16 protein-coding genes are annotated in these 21,475 nt (G+C 65.4%); 13 read left to right on the forward strand and 3 right to left on the reverse strand.

Annotation, left to right across the window (positions count from 1 at the left end; genetic code table 11):
- The first annotated feature begins 92 nt into the window (after positions 1-92).
- Together LPW30_RS11550 and LPW30_RS11555 are read left to right on the forward strand one after the other, a co-directional pair.
- The gene (locus tag LPW30_RS11550; RefSeq protein WP_239680911.1) at positions 93-1,547 is read left to right on the forward strand and encodes an HDOD domain-containing protein; all 1,455 of its coding nucleotides are present in this window, start codon (positions 93-95) and stop codon (positions 1,545-1,547) included.
- 148 nt (positions 1,548-1,695) lie between these two features.
- Complete coding sequence (locus LPW30_RS11555; protein WP_239680912.1) at positions 1,696-4,074, forward strand: hypothetical protein; 2,379 nt, start codon at positions 1,696-1,698, stop codon at positions 4,072-4,074.
- On the opposite strand, the gene LPW30_RS11560 is transcribed toward LPW30_RS11555, so the two are convergent.
- Entirely contained in the window at positions 4,028-5,347 is a 1,320-nt protein-coding gene (locus LPW30_RS11560) for a helix-turn-helix transcriptional regulator (RefSeq protein ID WP_239680913.1), read from the reverse strand. The two genes, LPW30_RS11555 and LPW30_RS11560, sit on opposite strands and share 47 nt — an antisense overlap.
- Before the next feature lie 183 nt (positions 5,348-5,530).
- Here LPW30_RS11560 and LPW30_RS11565 point away from each other — a divergent pair, with 183 nt between their 5' ends.
- The 11 genes from LPW30_RS11565 to LPW30_RS11615 all read left to right on the forward strand — a co-directional run bounded on the left by LPW30_RS11565 (position 5,531) and on the right by LPW30_RS11615 (position 18,722).
- The gene (locus LPW30_RS11565) at positions 5,531-7,711 is read left to right on the forward strand and encodes a vWA domain-containing protein (RefSeq protein WP_239680914.1); all 2,181 of its coding nucleotides are present in this window, start codon (positions 5,531-5,533) and stop codon (positions 7,709-7,711) included.
- A 10-nt stretch (positions 7,712-7,721) separates the two neighbouring features.
- Entirely contained in the window at positions 7,722-8,468 is a 747-nt protein-coding gene (locus LPW30_RS11570; protein ID WP_239680915.1) for an ABC transporter ATP-binding protein, read from the forward strand.
- The gene (locus tag LPW30_RS11575) at positions 8,465-10,303 is read left to right on the forward strand and encodes an ABC transporter permease (RefSeq protein ID WP_239680916.1); all 1,839 of its coding nucleotides are present in this window, start codon (positions 8,465-8,467) and stop codon (positions 10,301-10,303) included. The genes LPW30_RS11570 and LPW30_RS11575 overlap by 4 nt, the downstream gene beginning before the upstream one ends.
- Positions 10,293-12,005: an SUMF1/EgtB/PvdO family nonheme iron enzyme gene (locus LPW30_RS11580; protein ID WP_239680917.1), complete on the forward strand. Its 1,713-nt coding sequence runs from the start codon at positions 10,293-10,295 to the stop codon at positions 12,003-12,005. Before LPW30_RS11575 ends, LPW30_RS11580 begins: the two co-directional genes overlap by 11 nt.
- 27 nt (positions 12,006-12,032) lie before the next feature.
- Positions 12,033-12,677: a glycine zipper domain-containing protein gene (locus LPW30_RS11585; protein WP_239680918.1), complete on the forward strand. Its 645-nt coding sequence runs from the start codon at positions 12,033-12,035 to the stop codon at positions 12,675-12,677.
- On the forward strand, positions 12,674-13,216 hold the full coding sequence (locus LPW30_RS11590) for a hypothetical protein (protein WP_239680919.1): 543 nt from the start codon (positions 12,674-12,676) through the stop codon (positions 13,214-13,216). Before LPW30_RS11585 ends, LPW30_RS11590 begins: the two co-directional genes overlap by 4 nt.
- On the forward strand, positions 13,213-14,367 hold the full coding sequence (locus LPW30_RS11595; protein WP_239680920.1) for a S41 family peptidase: 1,155 nt from the start codon (positions 13,213-13,215) through the stop codon (positions 14,365-14,367). Before LPW30_RS11590 ends, LPW30_RS11595 begins: the two co-directional genes overlap by 4 nt.
- Before the next feature lie 29 nt (positions 14,368-14,396).
- A complete protein-coding gene (locus LPW30_RS11600; RefSeq protein ID WP_239680921.1) occupies positions 14,397-16,259 on the forward strand; it encodes a formylglycine-generating enzyme family protein in 1,863 nt (620 codons plus the stop codon).
- Between the two features lie 129 nt (positions 16,260-16,388).
- Positions 16,389-16,658, forward strand: a complete 270-nt coding sequence (locus tag LPW30_RS11605) for an Lrp/AsnC family transcriptional regulator (RefSeq protein WP_025280845.1) — start codon at positions 16,389-16,391, stop codon at positions 16,656-16,658.
- Between the two features lie 77 nt (positions 16,659-16,735).
- Entirely contained in the window at positions 16,736-17,314 is a 579-nt protein-coding gene (locus LPW30_RS11610) for a hypothetical protein (RefSeq protein WP_238624160.1), read from the forward strand.
- Between the two features lie 94 nt (positions 17,315-17,408).
- Positions 17,409-18,722, forward strand: coding sequence for an NERD domain-containing protein (locus tag LPW30_RS11615; protein WP_239680922.1), 1,314 nt, complete (start codon positions 17,409-17,411; stop codon positions 18,720-18,722).
- 62 nt (positions 18,723-18,784) lie between these two features.
- Here the strand turns inward: LPW30_RS11615 and LPW30_RS11620 are convergent, their stop codons facing one another.
- Both LPW30_RS11620 and LPW30_RS11625 read right to left on the reverse strand, forming a co-directional pair.
- Positions 18,785-20,260 carry a RimK family protein gene (locus tag LPW30_RS11620; protein WP_239680923.1) on the reverse strand — a complete coding sequence of 492 codons (1,476 nt, stop codon included), beginning with the start codon at positions 20,258-20,260 and terminating at the stop codon, positions 18,785-18,787.
- Between the two features lie 46 nt (positions 20,261-20,306).
- Positions 20,307-21,464, reverse strand: a complete 1,158-nt coding sequence (locus LPW30_RS11625) for a GNAT family N-acetyltransferase/peptidase C39 family protein (RefSeq protein ID WP_174411994.1) — start codon at positions 21,462-21,464, stop codon at positions 20,307-20,309.
- Positions 21,465-21,475 lie beyond the last annotated feature (11 nt).

A 21,475-nucleotide genomic window follows, 5' to 3' on the forward strand; every position in this document is an offset into this window, starting at 1 on the left:
GGATTGCAGGCCCGCAAAGGACCATGAATCCGGGATATCGGCCCCAAATCCCTGTGATAAACTTCACACCCTGTTGATCGAAGGCCTGTCCCATGAGCACCCACGTGGCCGGGGCCGTCCCGGAAAAGAAAACCCTGGCGGAGTGGACCGTCGCGCTGCGTGAGCGTGACATGCCGGTCTTTTCCAATACCGTGCAGGCCATCAACACCATCATCGAGGATGAGAAGAAGGGGGCCATGGAAATGGCCACCGTCATCTTGCAGGACCCCAACCTCACTGCGCGAATCCTCAAGCTGAGCAATAGCAGCTATTTCAACCCCGGCCGCCGCAAGATCATCACCGTCACCCGCGCCATCGTCATCATCGGCATTGATGTGATCCGCGAGATGGTGCTGGCCTGTGCCTTCTTCGAGGCCATCCTGTCCGCCAGCAACAAGAATCGTGCCCACGAGGAGATCGCCCGCGCCATCCACTCCGCGGTGCAGGCCAAATACCTGGCCATCGCAACCCAGGATCCGTTTCCTGAAGAGGTGTTCATTGCCGCCCTGCTGCAGAACATCGGTCACATTGCCTTCTGGTGTTTCTCGGGCGAGGAGGGTGACCGACTCCGGGACCTGCTGGATGAGGGCACCATGAACCAACAGGCCGCAGAGCGTGAAGTGCTGGGCTTCAAGCTGACCGATCTGGATGTGGCCCTGTGCAAGAGCTGGAACCTCAAGGGGCTGATCGAGGAGACCGTGAGCAAGCATGGCCGCGTGCGCGAGCCAAGGGTCAAGCTCGTTCATCTGGGGTGCGAGGTGGTGAATGTGCTCAAGGACGGCGAGGAGTCAAGGCAATACCCCGCCTGTCTGGAAAAGATTGCTTCGCTGACCGGGCAAACCCGGGCCGATATCGAGGCCCAGCTGCAAAAAAACACTGAATCGGCCGCCAGCATCGCCCGACAGTTTGGCGCCACGGAGGCCGCCGAGTTGATTCAGCGCAAGGCCCGTGAACTGATCGATCATGAGGGAGCACTGGCATCCCAGATGGATCGCAGTGAGCTGCAGGTACAGGTCCTGCGGGATATATCGGGCATCCTTTCCACCCGGCGGCTGGATATCAATCTGCTGCTGGAAACCATCATGGAAGGCATCCAGCGTGGTCTGGGCATGGATCGGACCCTGTTCGCCGCACTGTCGTCCGATCGCTCCATGCTGCAGGAGAAGGTCGCCCTGGGGTGGCGCGACAAGCGCTATGCCCACCGGTTCACGCTGCCTCTGGTGGCCTCGCCCCCCAATCTGTTTCACAAGGCCATCTTCAGTCCCGAGGCTCACTGGTTCACCCCCGAAGGTCAGCCGGCCCTGTATTCGCCTGCCGACGTGGACCGCATCGGTCGCCACCCCTGCTTCGTGATGTCCCTGCACTCGGGTGACAAGCCTGTGGGGGTGGTCTACGCCGACCGTGCCTACAGCGAGGAACCGTTGTCCCAGGAAGCATTCCGGGCCTTCGAGCACTTCGTGCAGCAGGGGAATATCGGTCTGACGCTCTATCGGCTGCAAGGATCCTGAGCGGTGCCAGACCAGCCCCGATGATGGCACCGCCGTTCATGGTCGACAGCCAGACGACTTGAGCAATCCCTCCCAAAGGCGAACCATGGGCTCCTGATGGCCTTTCGACCCGCGGGCCGGGGGGCGTGAATGATGCGAGGGGGTTCACATGGTCGGGATCAGGGCGGGTTGGACGGGTTCGGTGGCTGCGGGTCTTCTACTGGCGGCTGGGCTGGCGTCCGCGCAGGAGCTTTCCCAGGGGCGTTATCAGGTTCTGGAACTGGAGGGCGAGCTGGAATGGGCCTCGGGCCCCTCCGAACTGATCTCCATGGAATCCCGGGAACAGGTGACCCTTCGGGCCCTGCGGGCCTTCGGTCGACTCCCCGAAGAGTTTTCACGCCTTGCCCTGGACCTGCGGGGCCAGGGCGTGGACCTGTTCTCCGCAGGTCCTGCGGAGGTGCGCGAGCTGCTGGAACGGGCCCGGTCCGGCGATCTCCGGGCCGACCCCGCCACACTGGAGGCCCTGCTGGTCCTGCTGGAGGATCGGGACTACCTGGACTGGGAGCCGTTGAGGCCCGGCGAGGCACTCACCCTGACCGATGAGACCCGTTTTCGGGGCGAGGGCCAGTTGGTGCTGGAGGATGCTTCGGGTGAGCGTCAACGAGTGGCCACCCGGGACGACGCTCGTCATGGGCTCAGGGTGATGCCGGCTGACGAGCATGGACTGCAGCCAGAAGAGGGCCCCGCATTGCCCGAACGGGTGGCACAGTGGTGGGCAGATTGGAACCAGCGTCTTGAAGCCCTGCAGGGGCCGCTTCAGGTGGACGCACCGCAGCAACTGGTGCCCTTGGGCGACGGACGCTTTCAGACCAGCCTGACTTCCGTGGCGGTGATGGCTCCCTGGCCCACGGTGGGCATGTCCACCTCCTGGGTCCCCCTGGATGACCTGACCGTCACGGTGGGGCCTTTCGCGGACGAACGCATTCCCTTCCACGTGAGCCTGCCCTCCGAGGTGTCGGTGCTCACCGAGGATGGCGAGCGCCTGGCCCGGGTGGACTTCACGGCGCCCCGTCTTGAGGGGGTGTGGGCGGATGACCTGGGGGTGATGCTGGAAACCCGCTTCACCATGGGACCTTCCTCCATGACCGTGGGTTATGGACGGTCCCCGGATGCCCCGGTGGATCATCCACAAGATCATGGCCAACGCTTCGATCCGGAATCCCCCCGACGCATTGCCCTGGATGCCATGGACATGACGCTGAATCTTCAGGACACCGGGGCCGGCATCTTCAGCGGTCCGCTGACCATGGAGATCAAGGGCCTGGACGTGCTCAGCATGGCAGATCAGGCGATGGTGAAGCTGGGTCGGCTGGCATTCAACGCCGACTACCAGGGGATGGATCTGGCCACCCTGGCGAAACTGAGCGATCAGGCGGCCGCGCCCGAGCAGTTGATGGCACAGGATCCGGCAGACCTCCTGGCCAGTACGCTCAAGGCCATGGGCGGGTTCGAATCGACCATGGAGGTGTCGGATCTGTTCATCAACGGGCCGGAGGATTATCAATTCTTCCGTCTTTCCCAGGGGCGGGCCCGAACCGGTTTCGTGCCTTCCGAACAGGGTGAATTGCATCGGGATCTGTGGGCCGGCGTGGGGGTGGAAGGCTGGTCCTTCGGGGACGGCGATCGACGCGAGCAGGTGCGGTTCGAGATGAAATCCGCCTCCATGGAGGGGCGGCTGAACGGATTATCCTCCATGGCCCTGCTGCACCTGGGCATGCAATCCATGATGACCGGGCAACTGGAGGATGAAGTGTTGCTGGGAATGGCTCGCGAGATCCTGGGCGGTGTGAGCGTGAACATGAGCCTGGATGATGCCCGGGGCGTTCTCGTGGATGGTAGGAACGGGGCCCGGGAGGAGGCCGGTGTGGACCGTTTCCATCTGAACCTGGCCCTGGAGGAACTGGATGGGCCCGCACCCCACCTGAGCGTGGACTATGCCCACGCAGGGGTTGTGCCGTTCGATGGCCTGGTGCCGCCCGAAATGGAAAGCCTGATGCCGGAAGGGGTGGCCCTGGAACTGAAAGCCCAAGGTCTGCCAACGGGCTTCCTGACCGATGCCGGCGTGGTCGAGGGCCTTCAGACGGGCCGCCTGGACCCCATGGTGGTGCTGCTTGAGCAATTGATCGGAAATGACTCGCGACTGGATATCCCCAATGTGACCCTTGGATTCCCCGAGGGGCAGATCCTTGTCAGCGGCCGGGGATGGGCCGAGAAGGCGGACGAAGCCGGGCCGGATCGGGTGTCCGGTGAATGGGACCTGAGCATCCACAACCTGGATGCCCTGGTGAAGCCGTTGCTGGCCATGGCGGGCGAGGATGAACGTCGGCAGATCAACGCCACGGTCGTGATGCTCAAGATGCTGGCGGAAACCCCCGAATCCGAGGGCCCTCATACCGTCCATCAGTATCATGTTCAGGCCGACAGCCTGGGCCAGATACTGATCAACGGAAACGATCTGGCTCCGTTACTGGATGGTCTGAATCGCTGATGCCGGACTGGCGAACCATCTCCACCAGTTGGTGGCGCCTGCATGCACCGGTCTTCAGATAGATCCGGTGCATGTAGGTCTTCACCGAAGACTCGGAAATGGCCAGGTTGGCGGCGATCTCCCGGTAGGTCTTGTCCTCCAGAACCTGTTCCAGCACATGCTGTTCCTGTTCGGACAGCAACTGGGCAATGCTGGGGGGGACCAACGGAATGCCGGCTGCTGCTGCCTCCGTGCCCAATGGTTCAGGTTCCCGACGCGTGAACGGGATATGCAGCAGCAGGGCGGCCAGATTCAAGACGATCAGTGCCGCGAAGGCCAGCACCTCCGCGGCGCCACCCACACTCATGGCCAGCCACTTGCCCAGGATGATGCCCCCGCAAAGGGCACCCACACCATATCCATAGGCCGTACTCACCGGGTGGTGCCTGAGGATTCGGGAGAGCAGGAACAGGTCCACCAGCCCGGCGGCGATCATCATGGCGAACATGGCACCATGGATGCCCGGGGCGTGCGGGGCGATCTGCCACAGTGCAAACGCCACCAGCGCGCCCAGCACCGCGGTCAGCATGGTGACCGTGGCCTGGTAACGACCCAGCAGCCACAATGCCAGGACGGCCCCCGCCCCATAGAACAGGACCTCGGCGCCCGGGGCCCAGGCCACCGCCCCGTAAGCGGGCATGAGGCCGCCGTACATGAGCCCGCTCACCACCTGAAACAGCAGTATGAAAGGGAGATAGCGCAGCAGTGGTTCAAGGGTGGTGGCGTCCCCGGGACCAGGATCACTGGGTTCACGGGACCGGGGGAACAGGGCCAGCAGCAACACTGCCAGGAGCGTGAGCTTGACGGTGGCGGGCAGCGGGGAGGCGATCAGCGCCAGGGCCAGAAGATTGCCGCCTGCCAGGGTGGCGACCCCGGTGGCGACGGGTTGTCCAGCGCCTTTCAGATACTGGCCCACCCTCAGGGAGACCGGCGCGGCGCCCAGGCCCAGGGCGATCATCCAGATGGCCACCACCATATCGGGAATCAGCGCCGAGATCAGCGTCAGCAGGCTGGTGAGGACCACACCTGCCTGGCACAGGCGCTGGAGGATCCAGGAGGGCAAGCGGGCCGCCGCATAACCCAGCACCAACAGTCCCAGGGTGTGCGGGATGAGAAACCAGAGCATCAACTCCGCTTTGCCCAGCAGCATCCCCGACATGGGGAATGCCGTCAGCCAGGCCACGTACGAAGCGGTGGAACCTGCCGCTTGCCAATCGTTTTTCGACAGGAACATTGTCTACTCAAATGGCTGATTTGGCGGCAAGTCTACACCAGGGTTGACAGTGGCCCAAGGCATGGTTGACACGCTGACGACTCGTCCTTTGAGTCGGCCGGGCGGAAGATGAAGGGTAAAGCCCTTACTGTCTTCCCCGGAGGCGCCATGTTCAGCCTGCAAAACCCCGCCCGTGGACCCCTCGTGTGGTCTGCTCCCCTGACGCTGCTGATGGCGCTTGCCCTGGGCACGGCGCAGGCCGACCTCTCTGAACTGGAGGGCACCGTCGGGCACGGCACCCAGGAGGGAGGGACATCCTCCCTGTGGGATCTGGAGGGCGACCACGGCCATGCTCCGGACCGGGGCACCTCATCACTCTGGGATCTGGAAGGCGACGCGGGGCATGACTCCGCCGCCCGCGAACCCCGTGACGACGGCATCGACTGCACGGGCCAGGGCCCTTGCGTTGAAGCCTCCACGGAACTGGCATTGCGGGTGCTGCCGCGCCCGTTTTCCCATGTATACGCGGACCGGGAGGCGTCCGAGTCGGGCATCGTCGAGGCCAACGTGGCCGCCTTCCGGCCACTGTACGTGTTTGCCCGCGAGGGCGTGAATCTGGACCGCGGCGGCGATCCCGAAGGCTGGTACCAGGTGGGACCGGGCCGGGACGCGCCGCTGGGCTGGATGCAGGCCCGTGACGTGTTCGAGTGGCGCCAGGCATTGCTGGTGTCTTACACCCATCCCGGGGACCCCATCGAGGGCCGCAGTCCGGTGCTCATGTTCCAGGACCTGGCCTCGCTGGAGTCCCTGGTGGACGATATGGACATGGCGGGGCGTGCCCGTTCGCTGTATACGGATATCCGCCAGGGTGAGGTGCCCGAGTCGGTGGTGAGCATGGAGCCGGAGCGCTTCGTGGACATCACCCGTCAGTTCTACATGCTGCCGATTCTGGACTGGGAGCAGACCCGCATCCGCGGTGACGACGCCCGTCTGTTGCAACTGGCCGCGGCGGTGCCCCGGGCGAGGGGGGCCGACACCCTGGACAACCCCGACTATGCCAGTCAGTCCCGGGTGGGTCGCGGCGAGGCCGGCGCCGGTCTGGGGGATCTCCAGGTGGACCTGGTGTTCGTGATCGACACCACCCGCAGCATGCAGCCGTTCATCGACATGACCCGGGATGCGGTGGCGCGAATGACCCGGGAATTCACCGACGAGTCCTCGGCGCGTTTTCGTTTCGGTCTGGTCACCTTTCGTGACTGCACCGACACCATCCCCGGTCTGGAATACGTGACCCGCAACCATACCCCGGAACTGGTGGAAGGCGAGGCCCTGGTGGACCTGCTGGCCCATTCGGCGCGGGCCACCGAGGTGGGCAGTCTGGATTATGCCGAGGAGGTGTTTGCCGGCGTCGACACGGCGCTGCGCTCAGCCTGGCGGGAGGATGCCCTGCGCTTCATGATCCTGGTGGGCGATGCCAGTTCCCATCCCAAGGGGCACCCGCAGAACGTCACCGGCAAGGATGAGGTGGACCTGCGCCGCGAACTGGACGATGCCCAGGTGCACCTGCTGGCCATCCATCTGCAGGACCCCCGCGCCGAGGCGGATCACCCCATTGCCCATGCCCAGTTCAGTCGTCTGTCCCGGGTGCGCGGGGATGCCGGCAAATCCGCCATCGAGGAGGTGGATGCCTTCGAGCAGGACCAATACCTGGCCCTGGTGGAGCAGGTCACCGATGACATCAACGGCCTGTTGCAGCGTGCCGTGGCCGGTCAGGCACCCGCGGATGGACAGGCCGTTGCGGATACCACCGCCGCGCCCGGGAGCGGGGCGGAACTGGACTCGGTGTCGGCCCTGTGGCAGGCGGCCCTGGTGGAATACATCGGCCGCGAGGCCACACCGCCCAAGGACATCGTGGCCTGGTCCCTGGACCGGGACCTGGTGAATCCCGCGGACCGGTCACTGGACGTGCGGGTGCTGGTCACCCGGGAGCAACTGAGCACCCTGTCCCAGTCCCTCGACCGGGTGGTGCAGGCGCTGATGCGCGCCGAGGTCACCCAGGCACAGTTCTTCGAGGCGCTGCAGGGGGTGGCCGGGCAGACCATGAAACAGCCCGACGAGATCGGCCAGGGCGCCCAGCTGGCGGACACGGGCCTGCTGCCGGCGTTCATCCAGAGCCTGCCCTACCGCAGCGACATCCTGTCGCTGACGGACGACATGTTTGCCTCCATGACCACGCAGCAGCGCGCGGAGCTGGAATGGAGCCTGCTGGCCAAGCTGGAGCAGTACCGGGCCATCAATGAACAGGTGGATGTGTGGTTCCAGCTCAACGACACGGACGATGACCGGGACCGGGTCTATCCGCTGCACCTGGATTACCTGCCCTGAGGGAGGCGCCATGCCCATGATCCGTATCGCCGGCCTTGGCAAGGACCGCTCCCAGGGTGAGAGTGTCTTCACCCTGGAGGTGCCTGAGTTCACGGTGGAGCCGGGTGAACTGGTGGCGGTGGTGGGGGCCAGCGGCTGCGGCAAGAGCACGCTGCTGGACATGCTTGCCCTGGTGATGGCCCCCACGCGGGTGGAGCAGTTCGGCTTTCTTGCCCATGACGATGAGGCCGAAAGGGATATCCGTCGGCTCTGGCGCCTGCGCGACGAGTCGGCCCTGGCGGGGTTGCGCCGGGACCACCTGGGCTATGTGCTGCAGACCGGTGGGCTGTTGCCGTTTCTCAGTGTACCGGAGAACATCGAACTCTCGTCCAGAATCCGTGGTTGTGGTCCCGCCGGGCAGCGGCTGTACGCGCTGGCCGAGCGCCTGGGCCTGGAGGGTTGCCTGGACCGCATGCCCAGTGCCTTGTCGGTGGGCCAGCGTCAGCGGGTGGCCATCGCCCGGGCATTGATCCACTCCCCGCGGCTGGTGCTGGCCGACGAGCCCACGGCGGCCGTGGACAAGGCAAGGGCCCGGACGGTGATGGCCGATCTGGAATCCCTGGCCCGCGATGAAGGGGTGGCGGTGGTCCTGGTCACGCATGACGTGGACCTGGTGATGGGCCACGCCGACCGTACCTACACCTTCCAGGTCATCCCGGTCTCTGAGCATGTCACCCGCTCCACCTGCCTGCCGCTGGCGGACGGGGAGGCCGCATGAGGCCGACCGGCTCCGCCCACCCCGTGAAGCTGATCCCCGGGCTGGCTGCCTCCCATCTGCGCCACGACTGGATACTCACCCTGTGTCTGGTGGTGGCCCTGGCGGCGGTGATCGCGCCATTGCTGGTGCTCATGGGCCTCAAGAGCGGCACCATCGAGACCCTGCGCGAGCGGTTGGTGGAGGATCCGGTCTACCGGGAGATCCGTCCGGCCCATACCCGGGAGTTCGCCCCGGAGTGGTTCGAGCAGGTGGCCCGATGGCCCGGGGTGGATTTTCTCACCCCCACCATCCTGCCCCTGTCCTCGGTCGTGCAGGTGGTGCATTCCCAGGGAGGGCGCGTTGAACTGTTCGATCTGATTCCCACCGGGCCCGGCGATCCGCTGCTGCTGGAGAACGGGGCCCGCATTCCCTCCGAGGGTCAGGTGGTGCTCTCCGCCGAGGCGGCCCGGCGCATGGGTGTGAGTGCCGGGGATGATCTGCAGGTGAGGGTCACCCGTACCCGGGGCACCCGCACCGAGGAGGCCCGGGAGATCTTTGAGGTGCTGTCCGTGCTGGATGCCCGCGCCGGCAGTCTGCCCCGGGTGTATGCGCCCCTGGATCTGGTGGTGGACGTGGAGGCCTTCAAGGAAGGCTATGGGGCCTCCGCCCGAGGGTGGCCGGGAGACACGCCGGAGCCCTTCCTGAGTTTCGATGGTGCCATCCTGCTGCTGGAGGAACCGCTGGACCCCATTGCCCGCACCGGCCTGATCATCAATACGGGTTTCGCCCGCCTGTCCGACGCAGACCCGGCGCGGGTGCGTGATCGTATCGGCGTGCCGGTGCCGGCAGGCCTGACCGCCTACGATGTCTTCACCCCTGGCAGCACGGTCACGGTGTCCAACCTCAGGGCCATTGAGCAAAAGCTTCGGGGTCGTCAGGCGGTGGTGCTGCCCTATGTGGATCAAGTCGCCCTGACAGATGACCAGGATCGGGAGATCGCCGTGGCCGGGTTGTCCCTGTCGCCCCGGCAGGCGCAACTGCTGGAGATCACCGCGCCCCCTTGGGGTGGTTTCTCCGGCCGAGCCGCGCCGGGCGACAGGCTCGCCTCGGTCATGTTGCCCACCGGCATGGATGCCGCCGGACTGGGAGTGGTCAGCCCCGGCGTGCAGACCCTGAGACTTTCCCTGGAGGGCGTGGGTACCGCTGATGGAGCGCATCCGGTGGTGCCCGTCGAACTGCTCGGCGTGCTGCGTACGGGGATGCAGCGGGCCCTGACCTACCGGGCGGACACACACACCTTCGAGATGGCGCGCGGCGGCTATCGGGGGTTTCGCCTCTATGCCCGCAGTATCGATGATGTCCCGGAACTGGCTGCCCGGCTGCGTGAACAGGGCCTGGAATTCGTCGCCCAGGTGGAGGCCATCGAACGCATCCAGGTGCTCGACGAGGGGCTCGGGCGGCTATTCTGGCTGATTGCCCTGCTGGGCATCAGTGGTGGCACGGCGGTACTGGTGGCCAGCCTGTACGCGGCTGTGGAGCGTCTGCGCCGCGATCTGGGGGTGCTGCGGTTGCTGGGTCTGTCGCGCCGGCATGTGTTCTTCTTCCCCGTGGCCCAGGGATTGATGATGGCCGGCCTCGGGCTGGTCGCGGCGCTGGCCGGGTACGCGTCCCTGGCCTGGGCCATCAACCGCACCTTTGCCAGCGAACTGGCACCCGGCGAGCGGTTCTGCACGTTGCCGGGGGAGCAGATCCTGATGGCCATTGCCGCCACCCTGGCGCTGGCGGTGCTGGCCTCGCTGGTGGCCGCCTGGCGGGCCACCCGCATCGACCCGGCGGAGGCCATTCGTGAACATTAGCCCGCGATCCCCGTCCCGCCCGCAGTGGGCGCCCGACACCTGGCTGGCCCGATGGGCGCGCGGGCTGATGTGCCTCGCCTGCCTGCTGGCATCGGGCGTGGGTCTCGCCGAGGTGCCACCCCAGTCGGTTTTCAACCCCCGCCCCGCCGCGGGTGACCTGATCCTGCCCATGCCCGATGGGGCCGAGATGGTCTTTCGTCGCGTATCGGTGCCCGGGCAGGGTTTCTGGGGCGATCGGGATCGGGTGATCCAGATCGGGGATGCCAGCGGCGGCATCTTCGAGGGCCTGCAACGCACCCAGATCAGTGGTTCCTTCGCGCGGGATGATGGCAGCTGGTATCTGGTGCTGGGCAAGTACGAACTCACCCGGGCCCAGTATATCGCCGTCATGGGCCTGGACACGCTGCTCGAGACCAGCGGCGACCCGCAGGCGCGGGAGATCCCGCAGCTGCGAGGGCGGGAGCTGCGCGAGGCCCTGATGCAGCCGCTGGCCTATGTGAGTCATCAGGATATCCAGGCCTTCCTGCGCGCCTACAACCGCTGGCTGTTCGATCCGGATCACCCCGAGCGGCGCGCCCAGCTACCCCAGGTGGATGGCGTGCCCGGCTTCCTGCGCCTGCCCACCGAGGAGGAATGGGAGTATGTGGCCCGGGGCGGCATGCCAGCCCTGGAGGCGGGTACCTTCAATGATCGCCTGCCGTTTCCCTCCCGTCAGGTGAACGATCATGCCTGGCACCTGGAGAATGCCCGTCACGAATTGCGCCCGGTGGGTCTGCGAGAGGCCGACGGGCTGGGCTTTCATGACCTGCTGGGCAACGTGCAGGAAATGACCTCCGGCCTGTTCCGTCCGGAGATCTGGCAGGGCAAGCCGGGCGGCGTGGCGGTGCGTGGGGGCAGTGTCTCCACCCCGGCCTCGGAACTGCGCACCTCATTAAGGGCGGAACTGGACATCTACGCCTGGAACGCCGATGCCCAGCAGGTGGAGGAGCGGCGTTCCTTCAACACCGGGGCCCGGCTGGCCATCGGCGCCAACGTGCTGGTCAGTTCCGCCCAGCAGGCTCGCATCGAACGCGAATACGAGGCCTACCGTGAGGATCTGCGCCGCACCATGCCGGTGGGCCGCACCCTGGACAACCTGGTGGCCCAGGCCTCGGTGCAACTGGGTACCGTGGATCCCATCCTGGATCGGCTGATGGCCGAGAACCCGAACCTGGCCGAGCCGCTCAAGGCCGTGCAGGCGCAGATGGACCGGGCCCGGGAGCGGCTGGAACTGGCCCAGCGGGAGAGCGCCCGCAGCCTGGCCCAGGATGCCGCCCGCAACGGCGTGAACCTGAGTGTGTACCTGTCACGCCTGGCGCGCCTGGACGACACCCTGGCGCGCGCCCGTCGGCTGGCGGAGATCTCCACCCGCTATCAGGAACAGGTGGATGCGGTGGAGCGCTCCATGCGTGACCTGGAGGTGGCCGCCGGCGAGCAGCTGCGGGGCTACCAGGACAAGGTGGCGGAGCTGGGTGACTACGAACCCCAATATATCGAACACGCCTTCCAGGTGCTGGACGCCGCGGAACTCCCGCCCCGTGAGCGCCAGGTGATGGGCGTGCTGCGCGGGCATGTGGAGGCCTTCAGCGAGCAGCGCCGGTCCGATCCCGAGGCCTGGATGCAGGATTTCCGCGAAAGCTTTGAAGACTTCCAAGACGACTGAACAGACATCCTTCAGGGGGCAAACACCATGAACATGATGAAAACCACTCTTCCCGTCATCCTGGCCGGTGCCCTGGTTACCGGCTGCGCCCATATGGAGGACGGTGATCGCACCCGCACCGAGGGTACGGCCGCTGGCGCCGTGCTGGGTGGGTTGCTGGGCTATGCCGTGGACCGGGAGCGGGGTGCCGTGATCGGCGGCCTGCTGGGGGCCGGCGCGGGTTACTTGGTGGGCAACGAGGTGGCCAAGCGCAAACAGGCCTACGCCACCACTGAGGACTTCCTGGACGGCGAAGCCGACCGGGTGGCCGAGTTCAACACCACCACCGCCGCCTACAACCGGGAAATGGAAGGCGAGATCGCTGCACTGGAGCGGGAATCCCGGGACCTCAGGGCCCGCTACGACGCAGGTTCGGCGGATAAGCGGCGCCTGGAGGCCAGGCGTCAGGACCTGCAACGCCAGTTGGCCCGCAGCGAAAAACTGGAAAAGGCCCTGGAGGAAGAGCTCAAGGTGCAGGAGGCCATCCTCGCCGAGGAAGGCAAGGACCGGCCTGCCAATGATCCCTATCTGGCACGCCTGGAGCGCGAGGTGGCCGCCTTGCAGAGCAATCTGGAGGAACTGCGCGAGGGCAGCAGCCAGTTGGCCCGCATCGACCAGAGGCTGTCGGTATGAGACGCGTCACATTGATGGTGGCTGTCATGGGCTCCCTGGGTCTGGTGGGCTGCGCCACCACCACCGACCCCCGCGAGGGTGGCCTGCTGGGGGGTATTCAGGGCATGAGCAGCGGTGCCTACGATCAACGGGTACAGGAGCGTGAGGACCGTCTCGCCCGGCTTCGTGAGACCCAGCGGGAACTGGAAAGCGAACGCGAGGACCTGGAAGCCCGCAAGGCCCGCCAGAGCCACGAAGTGGCCCTGGAACGGGAACGCCTGGCAGCCCTGGATCGGGATGTGACCGGTCTGAGTCGTCAGGTGGAGGGGCTTTCCGCCCGCCATGGCGAGGATGACGCCCGGGTGAAGGAATTGCAGACGCGCCTGGATGATCTCCAGGGCCGCATGCAGTCCCAGGAATCCGCTCTGGACGCCCTGGAAGGCACGGGAATGGGGGACACGGAAACGGACCTGCGCCGCCGGCAGCTGGAAGAACAGCGCAACGCCCTGCGCGAGGAGTTCGACCTGCTGATGGAACTGTCGCTGGACCTGGCCCGGTGAGGCAAGCCGCCCTTGCCCTGCTGGTGCTGGGCCTGATGGTGTCAGGGCCGGCCCTGGCCGAGGCGGCCGCGCCCCTGGATGAGATCCGCCAACTGTTGCGCCAGCATCTGTACGAGGCCCCGCCGGAGTCGGTGCTGGCCGGGCTTCGGGCCGGCCATCTGAATGCGGATCTGGCCAGCGTGGACCCGTATGCCCGGCATTTTCCCGACCGGGAGGCGGCACAGCTCGATCGTGACGCGCCCACCTGGACGGGCATCGGCGCGGATCTGCAACTGGAGTCGGGCCAGGTGTGGCTACAGACCTACCAGGGTGGCCCGGCGAAACGGGCCGGCCTGCCGGATCGGGTTCGATTGCTGGAGATCGATGGTCAGTCGTTGACGGACTGGCAGGCGGATGCCTTGATGAATGCGCTTCGCGGTGAGGCGGGCTCCCGCGTGGAACTGACATGGCAGGAGAATGGCGCAGGCCCCAAGCGCAGTACGGTGCTCACCCGGGAGCCCTTCCGACCCCTGGATGTGGAACTGGTGGAGCCCTGGGACCGGGGCGTGGTCCGGGTGCGTGATTTTCTGGCCGGACGCACACGACCCGCCCTGATGGCCACCTGGGACTTCCTGGATCGGGTGAGCCCCGAGGTCTCCGACGTGGATACCCCCCTGGTGATGGATCTGCGTCATGCCGGCGGCGGTGACCTGCATGAGGCCCTGGACCTGGCGGGGCTGTTTCTGCCGCCGGGGGCTTCCCTGGGCGGGGTCATGGCGCGTGGCGGTGAAATCCGCAGCTTCAGGGCCCCCGAAGGGACCAAGCTCTCCATGCCCCTGGTATTGCTGGTGGGCCCGCATACGGCCAGTGCGGCGGAGGTGTTCGCCGGCATCCTGCAACACCATGGGCGTGCCCGTCTGGTGGGTCAGCCCACCTTCGGCAAATGCAGTTCCCAGACCGACCGACGTCTGTCGGATGGCTCCGTGCTGCGGTTCACCAACCGTGAAGTCTTGTTGCCCGATGGCCAGAGCTGCAGTGGTCGAGGCCTTCGCCCGGATGTGGAGGTGGGGGATGTCGTGCTGAGCGACCTGCAGCGCCTCATGTCGCTGGCCATGGCCCTGGAGGCGGGGCGGGGCAGCGATGTCACGGGCACCGGACCGGGCAGGCAGTGACCGGGCTCAGATCGAAACAGGAGCGACCCATGTCCATCTCGGCCACATCTGCGCTCAAGACGCCCCCCAGGGGCGTGTTCATCTCCCTGTCCCTCTGCCTGCTCCTGTTGGTCTGTATGGGGCTGGCCGGTGTCCAGGCAGCCACGGGGAACGATCAGCAGCCACTCGGGCCGACACCGGCACCTGCGGCCGAAGACAGCGCTCTGCCTGCTGAATTGGTGGAACTGGCGAGCGACGGTCGGCTGACCGTTCGGGCCCTGCGGGGCTGGGACCAATTGCCGGAGCGCTTCAGCCAGCTCGCGCTGGATCTGCGCCCGCATGACATTGATCTGCTGAGCGCCAATCAGGACACGGTGGAGGCGCTGATTGCCCGCGCGGCGGATGCCCCTTATCTCTCCGAGCGGGTTCAGGAACTCAGGGAACTGGCGCAGCTGCTGGCCCTTTACGCGCAGCCGGCCCTGGAGACTGCGTCCGAGGGTACTGACGAATCCAAAACCGCAACACGGGTTGGATCCCAGGTCGAGACGCAGATCGGGCAGGGTCTGCCGCCTGATGGGGTGTCGGGGTGGGTCCTGGTGTCGGCCGAGCCCCGTTATTGGCAGAGCTCGGACAGTCGGCAAAGCACCTTTTCCTTCAACTTTCACGCTGACAGTGCCGCCGATCGGGCCCAGGTCCGCCAGTCCTCTCGCGGCTACTCGCGGCTGGTCAACCTGGCCTTTGACTGGCGCTGGGACGAGCCGCCTCAATATGCCTTCAAGGAGGAGACCTGGGTGGGGCGGATCGAGTTGAGGAACGTCGGGAGCGATGTGGAATACCTGAGCGGTTCGGCCCCCGAGATCGATCCAATGTCCGGTGGGTTTGCCGTTGGCGCACAGTATCGTTCCGGTACGCGACCGATCATGGATCGCGGTTCGGCCGCCACCGGCCGGTTCTCGCCGGACAACCCGGATTCCGTGGGCACCCCGCTGGCCGAGGCGGAAATCCGTTGGCCGAATCGGGGTTGCCCAGGCGATCAGTTCACTGTCGAGCTGCGGGTCTCGGCCTGGTCGGGTCGCGGCACCATGGTCTGGACCTATGAGTATCATCCCAATGTGCGGCGCTCGCCCCTGTTCGCCGACGTGGTTGCCGAGGGGGCGCTGCAGAACCCTGAGCCTGCGGCGGCCGATCTGGAAACCATCCGGGATTGCCCCCAGTGCCCGGAGATGGTGGTCATCCCGGCAGGCAGTTTCGTCATGGGGTCACCGGAGTCCGAGCATGGTCGACATGAGCAGGAAGGGCCGCAGACAACCATCACCATCGCCAGCCCCTTCGCCATCGCCAGAACGCCGGTCACCCAGGCGCAGTGGTCCGCCTTGCTGGACTCCACGCCCTTCCGTTTTCCGGACTGCCCGGACTGTCCCGCCGACAACGTGTCTCACAGCATGGCCCTGGAGTATCTGCGTCGCTTGAGTGAGAAGACCGGTCACACGTATCGATTGCCCAGTTCAGCGGAATGGGAATACGCCTGTCGTGCCGGCACCGATCTGCGCTTTTGCGGCAGCAATCACATTGACGATGTGGCCTGGTACCGATGCAACAGCGACGGTCGGTCACAGCCCGTGGCCTCCAAGGCGGCCAATGCCTTCGGCCTGTATGACATGAGCGGCAATGTCATGGAGTGGACCCGGGATTGCTATACGGAAGACTATGAACTGATGCCGACGGATGGCAGCCCGCTCACGGAACGCGCCTCCTGCACGCTCAGGGTCTCCCGGGGGGGCGGCTCGTTCAGTGAAGGCGATCAGGTGCGTGCCGCGGCCCGGGGCGCGGGGGGCATGATGGGCATGGGCGATGATGGCTTTCGGCCGGTGCGGGTTCTGCCGGACCCGGACCCGAGCGCGGAGGCGGAATGAGCCACGGCATGCCTGCCCTGACAGCCATGCCATGAGGCATGAGTCGCGGGGCTGGCGGGATTGGCGTTGTGCCCACCTGTTCAGGTATTTTGCTGTCCATCGCGACCGTTTCCCAACCGAGGAGTCCCCATGGTCACCGCCATCATCCTGATGAATGTCCAGCGTCAGAAGATCAACCAGATCGCCGAGGAACTGGCCGATATGGAACAGATCACCGAGGTCTTTTCCGTCAGTGGTCAGTATGACCTGATCGCCATCGCGCGCGTGCCCAGGAACGATGATCTGGCCGAGGTGGTGACCCGTCGACTGCTGACCATCGACGGCCTGGAGAAGACCAACACACTGCTGGCCTTCAAGGCGTACTCCCGGCACGATCTGGAGGCCATGTTCTCCGTTTGATGTGATCCCGACCGACCCAGGGCTGCGTGGTTTGCCTCGCGCCAGGGTGGGTATTCATTCATTTGCAAGGAACCCCCATGACCCAGATTCAGCATCGCGAGGCCTGGCTGTTGGCCTCGCGGGAGTTTGACGAAAATCGAAGTGAAAGCCTTTGGCAGCGGTGCCTGGAGCAGTGCGACCAGGACCCCAACGAGGCCAAGGCCCAGTACCTGAACGAGGCGGCCGTCCTCTACGACCAGCACCTGGCCCAGGGGCGTGGCGAGGGTACACCGCATCCTGACGGCTCCGGTGGGGTGCGCCGTGGCAGGCCACCCAAGCAACCCCGGGTGGGCCTCTGGGCGCGCCTGAAGGAGCCTTCGCCGCTCAACCCCGTGGTTGCAGCCATCCCGCTGGGCCTGGTGGCCCTCTGGATCATCCTGGGCTACATCTTCGCCCAGACCCGCCCACCCTTCGTGGTATGGGGTGTGTTGCTGGCCATCATCTACGTGCCGTCTGCCGCAATCATCGGGTATGCCGCCCTGTTCACCCTGCGTTATCGGCTCAGCGAGACCTTTCGGCGTGAGCGGGCCGCCGAGGTGGAGGGTCTGAGCCTCTGGGCCATTGTCTCGGTCCTGCTGTTTGGTGCCATCAGCACGTTCCTGCTTTGGGCCATGTAGCGTCGAGCTCCCTGCGCAGGGTAGATATGACTTATTTTTCGTGGGATATTGGCTACCCACATAAATACTCCGGGAAACCACAGGTAAGTGTGCCATGCTGATCAAGCCTGTTGACGACCTCGCCCCCCACATTGAGGAACTAAACCGTCTGCTTGAGCGGGCCAGCGAAGAACAGGCCCGGCAGATCCGGGCGAGGATCCTGGCCCTGGAGGGGCGGCTGGCCGCAGCCGCCGAACTGGATCAGCAACTGGCCGACTCCGATCAGGCTGTGGTCATCCATGACCTGCAACTGGAAGTGCGGGGCACGTCCGTTCACTTCGATCATGTGGTGTTCAACCGCCGCATGGAGGCGTTCGTGCTGGACTCCCGCTTCTTCAATACCGGGGTCAGGGTGGAGGCCGAGGAGCGCTTCTTCCATGTGGATGAGGAAGTGGACGGCAACCCGCTGGAGGTCATCGACCCGCTGAACGATCTGGCCGAGCAGGTGCGAGCCCTGGGCAACGCGGTGTTGTTCATGTCCTGGCCCCATCGTTTGGGCGTGAGGCTCATTCCACAGGTCCACGGCCGCATCGTGGTGGGGCCCGATGCCCATGTGCACCTGGCTGGCGAGCACAACCCGGGTGGCCAGGTCACCTGGCTGGAGGATGTTCTGGAACAAGGCCTTCGGGGCAAGCCAGGGCAGGGTGGAAACTACCTGGCCATGTTACGTGCCCTGGCCTCCACCGTGAGCATCCAGGCCCTTCAGGGCTGTGCCGAGGCGCTGGTCGGGCGGCATGTGGCACGTGCGCCGGATTATGAGGCCGAATTCGGCATCAGTGATCAGGCAGCCTCCCCCGGGGTGGCGCCGGAGCAGGCAGCACGGCCCGAGGATGCCGATACCGCGCCCGCCGCACCAGCAGCACCCAGGGAGGACGACGCCAAGCCCCGCACCCAACGGGGTCGTGCGGGCGCCCGTGGTGCCAGGAAGTCCTCCAAATCCGCCACCCAGGAGGGCGCGGCCCCCAAAGGAAAGGCCAAACCCGCAGCCCGAGGCAAGACCGGGGAGGCGGCCAAGGAGACCGCGGGCCAACGCCGTGGCAAGGCAAAATCTGCGGGGGGGAAGGCACAGAAGTCATCCACGGCGGCTTCCGATGCTTCATCGCCACCGGCCTCCCATCGGGATGAAGGCCCGGCGTCCGAGAAGAAATTACCTTCCTCCCGTATCGCCTCCGCCCTGGGCATGAAGACCGGCCCCTTCCTCGATCTGCTGGCTGGGCAGGGCCTGCTGGAGCAGAAGGACGGCGCCTGGCAACTCACGGAAAAGGGGACCGAGCGCGGCGGCGAACAACGGGGCAGCGGCAACCGTATCTCCTTCGCCTGGCCTGAGTCGGTCAAGGAAGAGGCGAGGGCGGCAAGGGACGGGGGTTGATTCGGGCGGCCTCCTGCCATGCCTGGTGGTCTTCAAGGGAGATCATGACCGCGGGCTGTGCCCTAGCGCTTTCGGGTTAAATCCAGCCGCCGCACAAAATCCTCCAGAATGCGGCGGTACAGGTCCTCCTTGAGGAGGGCGTCCTCCACGCCCGCGTCCAGGCTCGGGTTGTCGTTGACCTCGATCACCATCATGCCACGGTCTGTCTGTTTCAGATCCACCCCGTAAAGCCCATCGCCGATGAGATTGGCGGCCTTGAGGGCCGTCTTGATCACCATGGGAGGGACATCCTCCACTGCCAGGGTACGCGCACCCCCTTGCCGCAGTCGGCCCTTGGCCTGGTGGTTTACGATCTGCCAGTGTTTTCGGGACATCAGGTACTGGCATGCGTAAAGGGGTTGCTTGTTGAGCACGCCAATGCGCCAGTCAAACTCCGTGTAAACGAATTCCTGGGCCAGGATCAGATCCGATTCCTTCAGCAGCCTGCGGCCGATCTCTTCCAGTTCGGCACGGTTCTCGGCCTTGAACACGCCTCGGGAGAATGATCCGTCCGGGATCTTCAGGACCACGGGATAGCCGATATGCTCCTCAGCGGTGAGGAGGTTTTCTCGGCGCAGCACCAGCGTGCGGGGCGTGGGGACCTTGTTGGCCGAGAGCCGTTCAGCCAGGTAGACCTTGTTGGTGCACTTGAGGATGGAATCGGGGTCGTCGATCACCACCATGCCCTCGCTGCTGGCCTTGCGAGCGAAGCGGTAGGTGTGATGGTCGATGCGGGTGGTTTCGCGGATGAACAGGGCATCGTATTCCGCCAGGCGCCCGAAATCCCGTCGGTCGATCAGGTCCACCTCCAGCCCCATGGTGCGTCCCAGGCGTACAAAGTGGTTCAGGCCCGCCCGGTTGGAGGGCGGCAGATCCTCTTCCGGGTTTTGCAGGATGGCCAGATCATACTTGTAGCTGCGGGTGCCCCGGGGTTTGCGCCAAGGGCGCTTGAGATAGGTTTCCAGGGCGCTGAAAAAGGCGTCCTCCTGCTCGGCATCCAGGCTGTTCAGGGCCATGGGCTTGAGGGCTTCGATCCGCCACTGGCCCACCAACCGGAATTCCACCTTGAACAATGGGGTGGGGAAGACGGTGAACAACTGCTGGGCGATCTCCCGTAGTTCCTTGGGTGCGCACTGCCCGAAGAAGACGGTGATCTCGAACGCCGTGGGTTCCAGTCCCGAGCGTTTGCGCCCCAGTACCCGGGCCACCTTGCGGTCGATGTCCTCGGTGTCCAGGCTGTAGATGGACTTGCGGGAGAGGTCCTGCAGGGTTCGCACCGAGGGCACCACCTTGTGTTGCCGGGCCTCGGCCAGCAGCGAACAGTAGTAACCCACGCTCAGGTAGCGAAGGCTGCGGCACAGGTTGATCACCCGCAAGCGGCTTTTGCCGGCGGCATGGTCCGGGTGGGTGAGGTAGTCCGCGGCCAGCACCACGGGGTAGTCCGGGAAATGGGGCTTCCAGTCTCCGGGTTGCTCGATGAGCAGGACATGATCCGACATGGGGTCTTCCTTGTGGCTTGTTGCGCGGGGTTCGGGCTTTGTGTGGTTACGAATCGGCTCGGGGGCCGATCACCAGGACCGCCTTGAGTCCCGCCTTGCCATAGCGGGCCATGCGCTCGAAATCCCGTTGCAGGATGGGCATGTTCAACGAGTCCAGCGGGGTTTCACCGTTGTCGTAGTCCACGAAGGGATCATGCACGTAGATGAAGTGCTCATCAAAGCCGGTCACCACCACCCAATGGGGAAACTTCTCGCCGTAGATCTGGTAGGAACTGATGAGCACCACGGGGATGCCGCCGGCATCAAAACGCGCCCGCAGGTCCACCGGTGTCAGGTGCCCGTAATGCACCGGAATGCCCAGGCCGTGGATCTCGTCCAGCATGTCTTCCTGAACCAGACGCATCACCTCTTTCTTGTCCTGGCTGCGCACGGAATCCAGTAGCGGTATCTGTTCATCGCCCAGGGTGAGTTCCACGGAAAAGCCCCGATGGGCCGCAGCCAGGGCCAGCCCGAAAGGCCCGCAACCCCCATGGCCCGAGGTCATGTAGATGGTGGTGGCCTCCCGCCAAAGGCGAAGTTCCAGCTTGCGGTCCAGGGTCAGCGTCGGGTCCTGGGCCTTCATGGCCATCATCAGACAGGAAGGGCCACAGGTGAAATCCAGGGTCTGCTCGTAAAACGGCACGCGGACCATCTCCGGTCGCAGATCGGCTGCCAGTGATTTTTCGTAGCGCCAGGCATCCATGTGATCTTCGTAATAGTCGTCATACTCACCGAAACGTCGATAGCCCAGGGACTCGAACAAATACTGCGAGGCCGTGTTGTCCTTGCGGATCTCCAGGCGCAGGTAGGCGCAGTCCCTGGCCCGGGCAGCGGCTTCGGCCGCCCGCACCAGGTTTCGGCCCAGGCCCTGCCCCCGGGCGGCGGCGTCCAGGGCGATGGAATACAGCCTTGCGCTTGACGTGCCGCGGCTGAACAGCACGAGCACGTAACCCCCAGGGCCCTTGCCGGTGTCGTGCACCAGGGTGTGTGCATTGGCCTTGGTCAGCATGTAGCGGAATTGCCGTCGGGAGAGGCGATCTGTGGGGAAGCAGCGCTGCTCCAGGGCCACGAGTGCAGGGATATCGGTCATCCGGGCAGGCCGGATCACACCCTCGGGAGTCGAGGCAGTGTCGGCGCAAGGCAGGGGGGCAGTGGCGTGTTCCATGGCATCATCGA

It is taken from the genome of Ectothiorhodospira variabilis, from assembly GCF_022227625.1.
GTDB lineage: Bacteria > Pseudomonadota > Gammaproteobacteria > Ectothiorhodospirales > Ectothiorhodospiraceae > Ectothiorhodospira > Ectothiorhodospira haloalkaliphila.